At 64.7% G+C, this 13,452-nt stretch carries 9 protein-coding genes; 2 read left to right on the top strand and 7 right to left on the bottom strand.

Annotated elements, in window-relative coordinates; all coding sequences use genetic code 11:
- Positions 1 to 50 precede the first annotated feature (50 nt).
- On the top strand, positions 51 to 854 hold the full coding sequence (locus tag AC07YZ_RS01735) for an outer membrane protein assembly factor BamD (RefSeq protein ID WP_494793495.1): 804 nt from the start codon (positions 51 to 53) through the stop codon (positions 852 to 854).
- Here AC07YZ_RS01735 and AC07YZ_RS01730 read toward each other — a convergent pair.
- The gene (locus tag AC07YZ_RS01730) at positions 817 to 2,847 is read right to left on the bottom strand and encodes an ATP-dependent DNA helicase (RefSeq protein WP_494793494.1); all 2,031 of its coding nucleotides are present in this window, start codon (positions 2,845 to 2,847) and stop codon (positions 817 to 819) included. The genes AC07YZ_RS01735 and AC07YZ_RS01730 overlap by 38 nt on opposite strands.
- A 189-nt stretch (positions 2,848 to 3,036) precedes the next feature.
- Between AC07YZ_RS01730 and AC07YZ_RS01725 the strand changes: the two genes are divergently transcribed.
- Positions 3,037 to 3,795 carry a PP2C family protein-serine/threonine phosphatase gene (locus AC07YZ_RS01725; RefSeq protein WP_226493025.1) on the top strand — a complete coding sequence of 253 codons (759 nt, stop codon included), beginning with the start codon at positions 3,037 to 3,039 and terminating at the stop codon, positions 3,793 to 3,795.
- A 30-nt stretch (positions 3,796 to 3,825) separates the two neighbouring features.
- Here the strand turns inward: AC07YZ_RS01725 and zapE are convergent, their stop codons facing one another.
- From zapE to AC07YZ_RS01695, 6 genes are all read right to left on the bottom strand, one after another.
- A complete protein-coding gene (gene zapE / locus AC07YZ_RS01720; protein WP_226493026.1) occupies positions 3,826 to 4,923 on the bottom strand; it encodes a cell division protein ZapE in 1,098 nt (365 codons plus the stop codon).
- A 13-nt stretch (positions 4,924 to 4,936) separates the two neighbouring features.
- Positions 4,937 to 6,364: a dihydrolipoyl dehydrogenase gene (gene lpdA / locus AC07YZ_RS01715; protein WP_494793493.1), complete on the bottom strand. Its 1,428-nt coding sequence runs from the start codon at positions 6,362 to 6,364 to the stop codon at positions 4,937 to 4,939.
- A 63-nt stretch (positions 6,365 to 6,427) separates the two neighbouring features.
- Positions 6,428 to 7,702 carry a 2-oxoglutarate dehydrogenase complex dihydrolipoyllysine-residue succinyltransferase gene (odhB, locus tag AC07YZ_RS01710; RefSeq protein ID WP_494793492.1) on the bottom strand — a complete coding sequence of 425 codons (1,275 nt, stop codon included), beginning with the start codon at positions 7,700 to 7,702 and terminating at the stop codon, positions 6,428 to 6,430.
- Between the two features lie 95 nt (positions 7,703 to 7,797).
- On the bottom strand, positions 7,798 to 10,689 hold the full coding sequence (locus AC07YZ_RS01705) for a 2-oxoglutarate dehydrogenase E1 component (RefSeq protein ID WP_226493029.1): 2,892 nt from the start codon (positions 10,687 to 10,689) through the stop codon (positions 7,798 to 7,800).
- A 261-nt stretch (positions 10,690 to 10,950) separates the two neighbouring features.
- Positions 10,951 to 11,325, bottom strand: coding sequence for an ArsR/SmtB family transcription factor (locus AC07YZ_RS01700; protein ID WP_068168788.1), 375 nt, complete (start codon positions 11,323 to 11,325; stop codon positions 10,951 to 10,953).
- Positions 11,326 to 11,433: 108 nt separating this feature from the next.
- A complete protein-coding gene (locus tag AC07YZ_RS01695) occupies positions 11,434 to 13,335 on the bottom strand; it encodes a propionate--CoA ligase (RefSeq protein WP_226493030.1) in 1,902 nt (633 codons plus the stop codon).
- Positions 13,336 to 13,452: the final 117 nt, after the last annotated feature.

Genomic DNA, 13,452 nt, shown 5'->3' with positions numbered 1-13,452 from the left:
TAATTTCCGTTGCCAAGACCTGTCTTCCCGTTGTTAAAGGTGTGCGTGTGATGCTTTCGTTCAGATTATCTGCTGTGTCACTGTGCGCGCTGGGCGCCGCAGTCGCCCTCTCGGGCTGCACCAGCACGCCAGTGGACAACACCGTGGGCTGGAGCCCCAACAAGATATACACCGAGGCGAAGGACGAGCGCGACGCGGGCAACTTCGACAAGGCCGTGACGCTGTACGAGAAGCTCGAAGGCCGTGCCGCAGGAACCCCTCTGGCCCAGCAGGCCCAGCTCGACAAGGCCTATACCCAGTACAAGGCCGGCGTACAGGCGCAGGCCCTGGCCACTCTGGACCGCTTCCTGCGCCTGCATCCGGCCAGCCCCGCCCTGGACTACGCGTACTACCTCAAGGGTCTGGTCAACTTCAACGACAACCTGGGGCTGTTCGGCTCCCTCGCTCGGCAGGACCTGTCCGAGCGCGACCAGAAGGCGGCCAAGGAGTCGTTCGAGTCTTTCCGCGAAGTGGTGAGCCGGTACCCGGATTCGCGCTACACGCCCGATGCCCGCACCCGCATGACCTACATCGTCAATTCGCTGGCGCAGTACGAAGTGCACGTCGCGCGTTATTACTACCAGCGGGGCGCCTATCTGGCCGCGATCAACCGCGCCCAGACCGCGTTGACCGATTACACCGACGCGCCGGCGCTCGAAGAAGCCTTGTTCATCCTGGTGCGCTCCTACGACGCGCTGGGCATGGCGCAGCTGCGCGACGACGCTCGCCGCGTGATGGAGAACAGCTATCCGAAGAGCGAGTACCTCTCGCGCGGGTTCAAGAGCGCGAGTGACCCGTGGTGGAAAGTCTGGTGAACGCCAGTTCATCCAGGCTCACCATCAGTTCCTCTTCGTCCACCAGCCGCCGCATGGGCGGCAATGCGCCCAGCAGGCGCTGACCATAAGAGCGGGTCAACAGGCGGCGATCCCCGATCACCAGCACGCCACGATCGCTTTCCGATCGGATCAACCGCCCAGCCCCTTGCTTGAGCGCCAGCGCCGCCTGCGGCAGGTAGCAGGCGCTGAACGCGCTCTCACCGTGGCGTTCGAGCTGGCGGGCCCGGGCTTCGATCAGTGGATCGTCGGGCGGGGGAAACGGCAGCTTGTCGATCACCAGCAGCTGCAACACGTCGCCCGCGAGATCAACCCCCTCCCAAAACGAAGCCGACGCCACCAGCACCGCGCCCTGCGGTGAAGCCTCGGCAGCGCGAAACCGGGCCAACAAGGCCCGCTTGGACCCATGCCCCTGGGCCAGCACCTGCATGGGTTCACAGCGCCCTTCGGACACCAGCGCCTGGAGTTGCGCGGCCATGCGGCTGGCCGCCCGCAGCGTGGTGGTGAGCACGAGCGTGCGGCCGCCCAGGCGCGATGCCCAGCGCGCCACCGCACGCGACAGCTCGGGCGTGTGATCCGGGTCGGCGGGCTCGGGCAGGTCGTGCGGGACGTACAAGGCCGCCTGCGCCAGGTGGTCGAACGGACTCGGTACGAGCAGGGTGCGCAGGTCCGCCCGTGCCCGCAGCCCCAACGGGCCCGTGAACGTATCCAGTGTTTCGTCGCTGCCCAGCGTGGCCGAGGTGAACACCCAGCTGCGCCCATCCTGCCGGTCCCCCATGAGTTGTCGAAAGTGGGCCGATGCATCGAGCGGCGCACAAACCAGCTTCCAGGCAGCGCCCGAGCCCCAATCCACCCAGCGCACCAGCGCCCCATCGGCATCGGATGCGCTGGGCGCCGTCAGGCGAGTCCAGTCGGCCTGCAGGGCCTGTGCCCGCTCCCACAGGCGCTGCATGTCGGCCGACGCACCGGCGGTCGCTTCGAGCGCCTCGACGGCGGCCGACAAGGCCGCGGCCACACCAGCCACACCACGTGCCCAATGCGCCGCATCCACGCCCTCAGGGGTTCTGAGCGGCCAGCGGCTGCGCGAAACCCCGTGGTCCGCCGGGCGCGAGGGTTGCGGGAACGCCCGTGCCGCCTGCTCCAGACCCAGCGCCAGATGGCTCCATGGCCGCTGGCCCCTGGCCCACCGCGGCCCCTGGCTGGACAGATCGCGTGCGAGGTCCCGCACCTGGCCCGATCCGAGCGCAAGACCCGAAAACCCGATCCCTGTCTGGTTGAGTTGATGTGCTTCGTCGAACACCACCACCTCCGCCCTCGGCAAGAGCTCGGCCACGCCGGACTCCCGGACCTGCTGGTCGGCAAAAAACAGGTGGTGGTTGATCACCACCCAGTCGGCCTGGAGCGCTTCGCGCCGGGCCCGGTTGACGTGGCAATCGGCATGGCGCGGACAGGCGCCTCCCAGGCAGTTTTCGCGGGTCGAGCTGATCAGCGGCCACAGCGGCGAGCGCTCGTCGAGCCCAGGCAACTCGGCCAGATCCCCGCTGCGGGAAGCCATCGCCCAGCGATGCACATGCTCCAAACCAGCGGTGAGTGCGGGGTCGTGGCGCACCGAGGGCGCCGGAGCGGTACGGGCCTGATCCAGGCGATGGACGCACACATAGCTGGAACGGCCCTTGAGCAAGGCAACCCGCACCGGAAGCCCCAGCGCATGGCTCACGGCGGGGATGTCGCGCCCGAACAATTGGTCCTGCAGCGCCTGGGTGGCGGTGGACAACACGGCACGACGACCGCTGAGCAACAGCGGCACCAGGTAGGCAAAGGTCTTGCCCACACCGGTGCCCGCCTCCACCGCCAGGGCCGAACCCGATTCCACCGCCTCGGCCACGGCAAGCGCCATGTCCAGCTGTCCCTGACGCGGCCGCAGTTCGGCCTGCCCGGCAAAGGCGCGCACCACGGCGGTCTCAAGTGGGGTCAATCCGGCTCCGTCCAGAACATCACACCGCCCGCGGTGGAATACAAGCAACACACGCCATCGCATGACCCGTGCGCAGGAGGCCAAGGCCCGAGTTTTGATGATAGGCTCTCGCCGTGTAGGCATTCATGGTTACCATTGATACACCCGCTGACCCATCCGCCCCACTGTCCTGTCGTTCGACCCACACACATGTCCAAAGGCTACCGCATACACGCATCGACCGGGATTCACCGAGGCGACCGCGACTACCAGCAGGATCAGGTGTGCCTGCTGCACCACCAGCGCCAAAGCGGCTGCTTGCTGGCGGTGGTGGCCGACGGCATGGGGGGGCGCAGCGGCGGGCGCAAGGCGTCCGATCAGGTGATGCTGACCGCTCGCCAGCTGTTCGAACGCTACGACCCGGACACCGACGACGCCTCCGCCATGCTGCGTCAGGTCGTGGAAGAGTCGCACCTGGTGATCAAGCTCACGGCCGTCTCGGCCGAACAGGAACCCCACAGCACCATCGCAGCGTTTCTGATCAACCCGGCTGGCGACTGCCACTGGATACACGCCGGTGACTCGCGCATCTACCACTTCCGCAACGGCAAGATGGTGTTCCGCACCATGGACCACTCCTACGTTCAGACCCTGGTCAACCAGGGCGAAATCAGCGAAGAGGAAGCGCTGGACCACCCGCACTCCAACATCCTGATGGGCTGCCTGGGCACTGAGAACGACCCACCGGTGGACATTCACGTCGTGCAGCACCTGAGCCCGGGCGATGCGCTCATGGCCTGCAGCGACGGGGTCTGGCACTATTTCACCCCGGAAGAGCTCTCCAGCACCATTGCCATGCTGTCGCCGCGCGAGGCCTGCGAGTTCCTGATCCAGAAGGCGCGCTCGCGCGCCAAGGGCATGGGCGACAACCTGTCGATCGCCATCGTCAAGATGGATCCGCTGTCCTGAACGCGGCTCGGGCCTGCCGGCCCGATGGTCTCAGGTCAGACCGGTGTCTACCAGCCGGTGCTCCAGCGCCAGAAACTCCGCCGACTGCATCTCGGCAAGCCGCGACACCGTGCGCGGAAACTCGTGCGCCATCGGCCCCTCGGTGTAGAGCTGCTCGGGCGGCACAGCGGCCGACATCACCAGCTTGACACGCCGGTCGTACAACACGTCCACCAGCCAGGTGAAACGCCGTGCTTCCGAGGCCTGGCGTACCGACATCTGCGGCACGTTGGACAGCAGAACCGTGTGGTACTGCGAGGCGATTTCCAGGTAATCGTTCTGCGAACGCGGGCCGCCACACAGGGTGCGGAAATCGAACCAGATCACGCCACCGGCGCGCCGCAGGGCCTGGATCTGGCGCGCCTCGATCTGCATGACCGGGTCCTGGTCACCCATCTCCGCCAGTTGACCAAAGGTCTGCGCCATCGCGGCATCGGCCTTCGGCCCCAGCGGGCAGTGGTAGAGCTGGACGTGGGTCAGCGTGCGTTGACGGTAGTCGGTGCCGTTGTCCACGCTGAGGACTTCCAGCTTCTGCTTGAGCAGTTCGATGGCCGGCAGAATGCGGTCGCGGTGCAAACCGTCCGGGTACAGGCCGTCGGGATGGAAGTTGGAGGTGGTGACGAAACCCACACCCGCCTTGAACAGCGCATCCAGCAGGCGATGCAGGATCATGGCGTCGGTCACGTCCGCCACGTGGAACTCGTCGAAACAGATCAACTTGTAGCGCTTGGCGATGCGCGCGCCGAGCTCGTCCAGCGGGTTGACCGTGCCCTGCAGGTCGCGCAGCTCGCGGTGCACCTCGCGCATGAACTCGTGAAAGTGCAGCCGCGTCTTGCGACGGATGGGGACCGCGTTGTAGAAGCAGTCCATCAGGAAGCTCTTGCCCCGCCCCACCCCGCCGAACATGTAGACCCCGCGCGGGACCTCCGGGTTGACGAACATCTTCTTCAGCGCGTTGGAGCGGCGCTGCTTGTACGTCGCCCACTCGGAGGCACACCGCTCCAGCGCGTCGATGGCGCGCTGCTGGGCAGGGTCGGTGGTGTAGCCGCGCTCCTTGAGCGCAGCCTCGTAGGTGCTGCGGACCGACAAGGGCGAACCCGGGTCAGAAGTTCAGCGTGCGCTTGTCAACGGCCAAGGCCGCTTCCTTGGTCGCTTCCGACAGCGAAGGGTGTGCATGGCAGATGCGGGCAATGTCTTCGGCGCTGGCCTTGAACTCCATGGCCACCACGGCTTCGGAGATCAGTTCAGAAGCCATCGGACCCACGATGTGCACGCCCAGGATCTCGTCCGTCGCCGCGTCGGCCAGGAACTTGACCATGCCGGTCGTGTCACCGAGCGCGCGGGCGCGGCCGTTCGCGAGGAACGGGAAGGTGCCCGCCTTGTAGGCCACGCCGTCCGCCTTGAGCTGCTGCTCGGTGCGGCCGACCCAGGCGATTTCCGGGCTGGTGTAGATAACCCAGGGGATGGTGTTGAAGTTGACGTGCCCGTGCTGGCCGGCGATGCGCTCGGCCACGGCCACACCCTCTTCTTCCGCCTTGTGCGCCAGCATGGGGCCACGCACCACGTCGCCCACCGCCCAGACGCCCGGCAGATTGGTCTTGCACTCGGCGTCCACCACGATGGCGCCACGCTCGTCCAGCGCCAAGCCCACCGCTTCGGCATTCAGACCGATGGTGTTGGGCACGCGGCCAATCGAGACGATCAGCTTGTCGGCGTCCAGCGTCAGGGCCTCGCCTTTGGCGTTGGTGTAGGCCACGCTCACACCCTTCTTGCCGGTCTTGATCTCGCCAACGGTCACGCCGAGTTCGATCTTCAGGCCCTGCTTGTCGAAGGCCTTCTTGGCTTCCTTGGCGATCTGCTCGTCCACCGCGCCGAGGAAGGTCGGCAGACCTTCAAGGATGGTCACGTCCGCGCCCAGACGGCGCCAGACCGAGCCCATTTCAAGGCCGATCACGCCGGAGCCGATCAAGGCCAGCTTCTTGGGCACGGCGCCGATGCGCAGCGCGCCATCGTTGGACAGCACATTCTCTTCATCGAACGGCGTGCCCGGCAGCGCACGGGCGTTGGAGCCCGTGGCCACAATGACCTGCTTGCCCAGCAGCGTCTCGGGCTTGTCGCCGCTCACCTGGACTTCGTAGCCACCTTCCGCGGCCTTCACGAACGAACCGCGGCCGTGGAAGAACGTCACCTTGTTCTTCTTGAACAGGTAGAGGATGCCGTCGTTGTTCTGCTTCACGACAGCATCCTTGCGACCCACCATCTTGGCCACGTCCATCATCACCTTGCCGGTGCTGATGCCGTGGTCGGCGAAGTGGTGGTTGGCGTGTTCGAAATGCTCGCTGGACTGCAGCAGCGCCTTGGACGGGATGCAGCCCACGTTGGTGCAGGTGCCACCCGGGGCCGGGCCGCCAACGGCGTTTTTCCACTCGTCGATACACGCGACCTTGAAGCCCAGCTGGGCGGCGCGGATGGCGGCGATGTAGCCGCCGGGGCCGGCGCCGATCACGACGACGTCAAATGCTTGAGACATGATTGTTCCTGAATGGGGTTGGACAAACGCCCCCGAAGGGGCGTCTGCAATGTCGCTGTTCGATCAGATGTCGAAGAGCAAACGGGCGGGATCTTCCAGCGCTTCCTTCATGGCCACCAGGCCCAGCACGGCTTCGCGGCCGTCGATGATGCGGTGGTCGTAGGACATGGCGAAGTAGTTCATCGGGCGCACCACCACCTGGCCGTTTTCCACCATGGCGCGGTCCTTGGTGGCGTGCACACCCAGGATGGCCGACTGCGGCGGGTTGATGATGGGGGTGGACATCATCGAACCGAAGGTGCCGCCGTTGGAGATGGAGAAGGTGCCACCGGTCATGTCGTCGATGCCCAGCTTGCCGTCCTTGGCCTTCTGGCCGAATTCGGCGATCTTCTTCTCGATCTCGGCGAAGCTCATCTGGTCGGCGTTGCGCAGGATGGGCACCACCAGACCGCGCGGCGAGCCGACGGCGATACCGATGTCGAAGTAGCCGTGGTACACGATGTCGTTGCCGTCCACCGAGGCGTTGAGGATCGGGAACTTCTTGAGGGCGTGCACGGCGGCCTTGACGAAGAAGCTCATGAAACCGAGCTTGACGCCGTGTTCTTTCTCGAAACGCTCCTGCATGCGCTTGCGCATCTCCATGACCGGAGCCATGTTGATTTCGTTGAACGTGGTCAGGATGGCGTTGGTCGATTGCGACTGCAGCAGACGCTCGGCCACACGGGCACGCAGACGGGTCATGGGCACGCGCTCTTCGGGGCGGTCACCGAGATCGGGGGCAACCATGGCCACCTGCGGCAGCACCTTGGTGGGTGCGCCGGTGGGGATGGCCGCCGGTGCGGCCACGGCGGCCTTGGGTGCCGCGGCACCGGACGCCACAGCCGCCAGCACATCGCCCTTGGTCACTCGACCGTCCTTGCCACTGCCCGCCACCGAGCTGGCGGCCAGGTTGTTGTCGGCCAGCAGCTTGGCGGCCGCGGGCATGGCCACACCGGCCTTGGACTGCGATGCAGCCGCTGCGGGCGCGGCGACCGCAGGTGCGGCGGCCACGGCGGCCGGCGCCGGCGCGGCGGCGGGAGCCGCAGCGCCAGCCACGGCAGCGGTGTCGATGCGCGCGATGAGCTGATCGGCCGCCACGGTAGCGCCGTCGCCCTGCAGGATTTCCACCAGCACGCCGGCGGCGGGCGCCGGGCACTCCAGCACCACCTTGTCGGTCTCGATCTCGATCAGGATCTCATCAACCGCAACGGCTTCACCGACTTTTTTCTTCCACTGCAGCAGGGTGGCCTCGGCCACCGACTCGGAGAGCTGCGGAACTTTGACTTCTACGATTGCCATGTGTCTTCTACCTTGATTTTTTGCGTGGGACGTGAGGGATGCGGCGCGCGTGCCCTTCAAGGGCGGCCGCGCGGCGCACCAGCGTCATACCCGGGTTATTTGCTGAGGATGTAGCCCTTGAGCTTGCCAAAAGCGGCATCGATCAGGGTCTTCTGCTGCTCCTGGTGCAGGTGTGCGTAGCCCACCGCCGGCGAAGCCGAGGCGGCCCGTCCGGCGTAACCGAGCTTCTGCCCATCGAGCATGTTCTCGTGGATGTAGTGCTGCACGAAGAACCAGGCCCCCTGGTTCTGCGGCTCATCCTGGCACCACACCATCTCGGTGGCGTTGGGGTACTTCTTGACCTCGGCGCCAAACACCTTGTGCGGGAACGGGTAGAGCTGCTCGACACGCAGAATGGCCACGTCATCCGAGCCGCGCTCTTCGCGCTTCTTGACCAGGTCGTAGTACACCTTGCCCGAGCAGCAGATGATGCGTTTGACCTTCTCGGCCTTCTTCACCACATCGGCGCTCTGCTCCGGAATGACGGTCTGGAAACTGCCTTTGGTGAACTCGGACAGCGGCGAGGTGGCGTCCTTGTTGCGCAGCAACGACTTGGGCGTGAAGATGATCAACGGCTTGCGCAGACTGCGGATCATCTGGCGGCGCAGCACATGGAAGATCTGGCTGGCCGTGGTGGGCTGCACGATCTGCATGTTGGTGTCGGCCGCCATCTGCATGAAGCGCTCCAGGCGTGCCGAGCTGTGCTCCGGACCCTGGCCTTCGTAGCCGTGCGGCAGCATGAGCGTGATGCCATTGACACGGCCCCACTTGACCTCACCGGAAGCGATGAACTGGTCGATCACCACCTGGGCGCCGTTGGCGAAATCGCCAAACTGGGCTTCCCAGATCACCAGGGTGTTGGGGTCGTTGGAGGCGTAGCCATATTCGTAGCCCAGCACCGCCTCTTCGGACAGGATGGAGTCGATGACCACGAACGGTGCCTGGTTGTCGGCCACGTTCTGCAATGGAGTGTAGGTCCCGGTGTCCCACTTTTCACGGTTCTGGTCGTGGATCACGGCGTGGCGGTGCGTGAAGGTGCCGCGGCCACAGTCTTCGCCCGACAGACGCACCGGGTAGCCACTGGCTACCAGGGAGGCGAACGCCATGTGCTCGCCCATGCCCCAGTCCACCGGGATGTCCCCACGGCCCATGGCCGCGCGGTCGGCATACACCTTTTTCACCAACTGGTGCGGAGTCACCGTATCGGGGATGTTCGTCAGGCGATCGGACAGTCGCTTCCACTCGGCCATGGGGATGGCGGTGTCGCAGCTGTCGGTCCACTTCTTGCCCAGGAACGGGCTCCAGTCCACCGCGTACTTGCTCTTGAAGTTCGTGAGCACCGGGTCCACCGTGTGACGGCCCGCGTCCAGCGCCGCGCGATAGGCCTTGGCCATGTCGTCGCCCAGCGACTCGCCCAGCCCTTGGGCGGCCAGCTTGTCGGCGTACAGCTTGCGCGTGCCGGGGTGGGCGCTGATCTTCTTGTACATCAGCGGCTGGGTCAGGCTCGGCGTGTCCTGCTCGTTGTGGCCCAGCTTGCGGAAGCAGATGATGTCCACGACCACGTCCTTGCGGAAGGTCATGCGGTACTCCAGCGCGAGCTGCATGCACAGCACCACGGCCTCGGGATCGTCACCGTTGACGTGCAGCACGGGCGCTTCGACACCCTTGACGATGTCGGTGCAATACAGCGTGGAACGCAGGTCGCGCGGGTCGGAGGTGGTGAAACCGATCTGGTTGTTGATGATCAGGTGCACCGTACCGCCGGTGGTGTAACCACGGGTGGCGGCCAGCGCCAGGGTTTCCTGGTTCACGCCCTGTCCGGCAAAGGCGGCGTCACCGTGCACCAGCACCGGCAGCACCTGCTTGCCCTGGGGGTCACCACGGCGGTCCATGCGGGCGCGCACCGAACCTTCCACCACCGGGTTCACGATCTCCAGATGCGAAGGGTTGAAGGCCAGCGACAGGTGAACCGGGCCGCCAGAGGTGGTCACGTCCGAACTGAAACCCTGGTGGTACTTCACGTCACCAGCGGGCAGCTCTTCAGGGGCGGTGTGGTCGAATTCGGCGAACAGGTCCTTGGGCATCTTGCCCAGGGTGTTCACCAGCACGTTCAGGCGGCCGCGGTGGGCCATGCCGATCACGATCTCCTGCACGCCTTGCGCGCCGGCCTGCTGGATCAACTCGTCCATGGCGGCGATGAAGCTCTCACCACCTTCGAGCGAGAAGCGCTTCTGACCCACATATTTGGTGTGCAGAAAACGTTCCAGGCCTTCCGCCGCGGTCAGGCGATCGAGAATGTGCTTTTTCTTCTCGGCATTGAAAGAAGGTTTGCTGCGGATCGTTTCCAGCTTTTCCTGCCACCAGCGCTTCTGCGTCTGGTCGCTGATGTACATGTACTCAGCACCCACGGTGGCGCAATAGGTTTCGCGCAAGGCATTGAGCAGGTCCCGCAGGGACATGACTTCCTTGCCGAAGAAGGTATTGCTGGTGTTGAACACGGTCTCGAAATCGGCATCGGAGAAGCCGTAGAACGAGGGATCGAGTTCAGGAATGCGGTCGCGCTCGGTGCGCTTGAGCGGATCCAGATCGGCCCAACGGGAGCCGACGTTGCGGTAGGCCGCGATCAGTTGCTGGACGGCGACGCGCTTGCGGCCCAGATCGGAATCGGCGCCAGCGGCCACGACGACCTTGGTGCCCCCTTGCTTGGCACGCTCGGCAAAGGCGTTGATGACGGGCAGGTGCGGCACATCGCGGGCATCGGTGCCGTCGACGGCGGGCACGTGCTGCAATGCATCGAAGTAACTGCGCCAGTTGTCCGGCACGCTACCCGGGTTGTCCAGGTAGTTCTCATACATCTCTTCCACGTACGGCGCGTTGCCGCCGAAGAGGTACGAGTTGCTTTTGTAGGCAACATAGACGTTGCCCCCGTTCGCTTGGGTATCGCTCATAAATCCGCTGACCTCCGTTTCCCTTGAGGAAACATTAGCTGGTTAGAAAAACCTTCCGCGACACGGCTGGACCGTTTGGCGGATGCGACAGTGACTGTGGAAGGACCTGACTGCAGCCAGCGATTGTGCCACTTTGAGCAAGGCCCAGGGGAAATGAAGTCATCGGCCGGGGCATCTTCCGGCGAAATAGGCACGGGGGTGTTGCGCCACCGCGAAGCGACGGCCCCGTCAATGGGGCGTCTCAGAACGCGTTTGCGATCTTCAGGACGCCACGCGGGGCGAGAGGCGCTCGGACGCCGGGACCGAACTGGGTTCGTCCATTTCAATGGCGATCTGTGTGCAGACCGTGCGGCACAGCGTGACGGCCTTTTCGCTTTGCACGCGGTAGATCACCTGCGTGCCGTCCTTGCGCTTGGCCAGCACCCCTGCCCGGTACAGCAGGTTCAGATGCTGTGAAAGATTGGGCTGTGTGGTGTCGATCTCCTGCAGCAGCTGCGACACGGATTTTTCCTTGTCGCACAGTGCACTCAGGATGCGCAGCCGCATTGGCGTGGCCAACACGCCGAACAGTTCGGCGGCGAGCTCGAACACCCGGACCTTTTCCACATTGGCATCGGATTCGATCATTTGTTCCATGGCAGACCACACTTTTGTCAATATAAGCATGGATCATACTTAGAAAGCCCGCCGACAACCAAGTGGTTTTGTCGGACATTGACCCAGGAGCCAATGCCCGGCCGACGGTCAAGCCAGCAGGTCTTTGATTTGCTGCAGCGCTGCCGGATCGTCCATGGTGGTGAGATCCCCTGGATCGCGCCCTTCGCAGACCGCCTGGATGGCGCGACGCAACAGCTTGCCGCTGCGCGTCTTGGGCAGGATCGACACAAAACGCACACGTGCGGGGCGTGCCACGGCACCGAGCTGCTCATCCACCAGCTTCATGACCTCGCCTTCGAGCTTGAGCCGAGCCGCGTCGTCCGTGAGCAGGGACGCGTCTTTCACCACAGCGAACGCCATCGCGACCTGGCCTTTGAGCTGGTCGGCGACACCGACCACGGCCACCTCGGCGATGCGTGGGTGGCTGGAGATGCTCTCTTCGATCTCGCGGGTGCCCAGGCGGTGGCCGGCCACGTTGATCACGTCGTCGGTGCGGCCCAGGATGAAGTAGTAGCCATCGGCGTCGCGGATGCCCCAGTCAAAGGTGCTGTAGACCATCTTGCCCGGCACGCTGGACCAGTAGGTCTTGACGAAGCGCTCGTCGTCGCCCCAGATGGTCTGCATGCAGCCGGGCGGCAGCGGGCCCTCCACCGCCACGACCCCCTTCTGGTTGGCACCTTTGAGTTCCTCGCCGGTCTGGTCGTCGAGCAGCTTGACGTCGTAGCCATAGACGGCCTTGCCCGGCGAGCCGAACTTGCTCGGCGCCGGCTCCACGCCATTGCAGATGGCCAGAATCGGCCAACCGGTCTCGGTCTGCCAGTAGTTGTCCACGATGGGTTTGCCCAGTTCGCCCGAAATCCATTGGGCCGTGGGCTCGTCCAGCGGCTCACCGGCGAGGAACAGCGCCTTGAGGCTGGAGATGTCGTATTTCTTGATGAAGGACGGGTCGTATTTCTTGAGCACACGAACCGCCGTCGGCGCGCTGAACATCACCGACACCTTGTACTTCTCCACCAGGCTCCACCAGATGCCGGCGTCGGGCCGGATCGGCAGACCCTCGTACATGATGGTCGCCATGCCGCCGATCAGCGGGCCGTAGATGATGTAGCTGTGACCCACCACCCAGCCGATGTCGCTGGTGGAGAAATAGGTCTCGCCCGGCTCGCCCATGTAGATGTGCTTCATCGACGCTGCCAGCGCCACGGCGTAGCCGCCGGTGTCGCGTTGCACGCCCTTGGGTTTGCCGGTGGTGCCGCTGGTGTAGAGCGTGTAGCTGGGGTGCGTGGCGTCCACCCATTCGCAAGGCACCACCGTGTCCATGTGTTTTGCCCGCTCGGCGGCGTAGTCCACGTCGCGCCCTTCGACAGCGTCAAACGCAGCCAGACCGCGGTCGACCATCACCACCTTTTCCGGCTTGTGGGCCGAGAGCCTGATGGCTTCGTCGAGCAGCGGCTTGTACTCCACCACTTTGCCGCCGCGCGAGCCGGCGTCGGCACTGACGATGACCACCGGCGAGGCATCTTCGATGCGGCTGGCCAGCGAATGGCTGGCAAAGCCACCAAACACCACCGAGTGGACGGCACCCACGCGCGCGCAGGCCAGCATGGCAAACGCGGCCTGGGGGATCATGGGCATGTAGATCAGGACGCGGTCACCCTTCTTCACCCCCTGCGCCTGCAGGATGGCCGCCATGCGCTGAACCTCTGCGTGCAGCTCGCGAAAGCTGTAGGTCTTTTCTGTGTCGGTTTCGGTGGACACAAAGATCAGCGCGTTCTGATCGGCACGGTCCTTCAGGTGGCGATCCACCGCGTTGTGGCACAGGTTGGTCAGACCACCCTCGAACCACCGGGCAAACGGCGGGTTGTCGTAGTTACAGACCTGCTCAAAGGGCTTGTGCCAGTCCACCAGCCGGGCTTGCTCGGCCCAGAACGCATCGCGTTCTTCAATGGAGCGGCGGTGAAATTCGGTGTAGCCCAGTGGATTGCTCATGGGAGGCTCCTGCGCGTTGGTGTTGTGAGATGGCCGACATCGGCCGCCCGACAGATGCCAGACAACCGAAATTGAATTCATAATTATGAATCTCAGACTTGCGGAAGCCTGACATTT

The organism is Hydrogenophaga sp. GW101-3F08, from assembly GCF_059424585.1.
Note: the sequence above shows the minus strand (reverse complement) of the source record. Positions and strands in the feature narration are given on the sequence as shown.

Bases quoted from the DNA above. Each gene is read 5' to 3' on its own strand.
- AC07YZ_RS01705 (WP_226493029.1), bottom strand. From the start codon at position 10,689: ATGAGCGATACCCAAGCGAACGGGGGCAACGTCTATGTTGCCTACAAA.
- odhB (WP_494793492.1), bottom strand. From the start codon at position 7,702: ATGGCAATCGTAGAAGTCAAAGTTCCGCAGCTCTCCGAGTCGGTGGCC.
- AC07YZ_RS01700 (WP_068168788.1), bottom strand. From the start codon at position 11,325: ATGGAACAAATGATCGAATCCGATGCCAATGTGGAAAAGGTCCGGGTG.
- lpdA (WP_494793493.1), bottom strand. From the start codon at position 6,364: ATGTCTCAAGCATTTGACGTCGTCGTGATCGGCGCCGGCCCCGGCGGC.
- AC07YZ_RS01735 (WP_494793495.1), top strand. From the start codon at position 51: ATGCTTTCGTTCAGATTATCTGCTGTGTCACTGTGCGCGCTGGGCGCC.
- AC07YZ_RS01695 (WP_226493030.1), bottom strand. From the start codon at position 13,335: ATGAGCAATCCACTGGGCTACACCGAATTTCACCGCCGCTCCATTGAA.
- AC07YZ_RS01725 (WP_226493025.1), top strand. From the start codon at position 3,037: ATGTCCAAAGGCTACCGCATACACGCATCGACCGGGATTCACCGAGGC.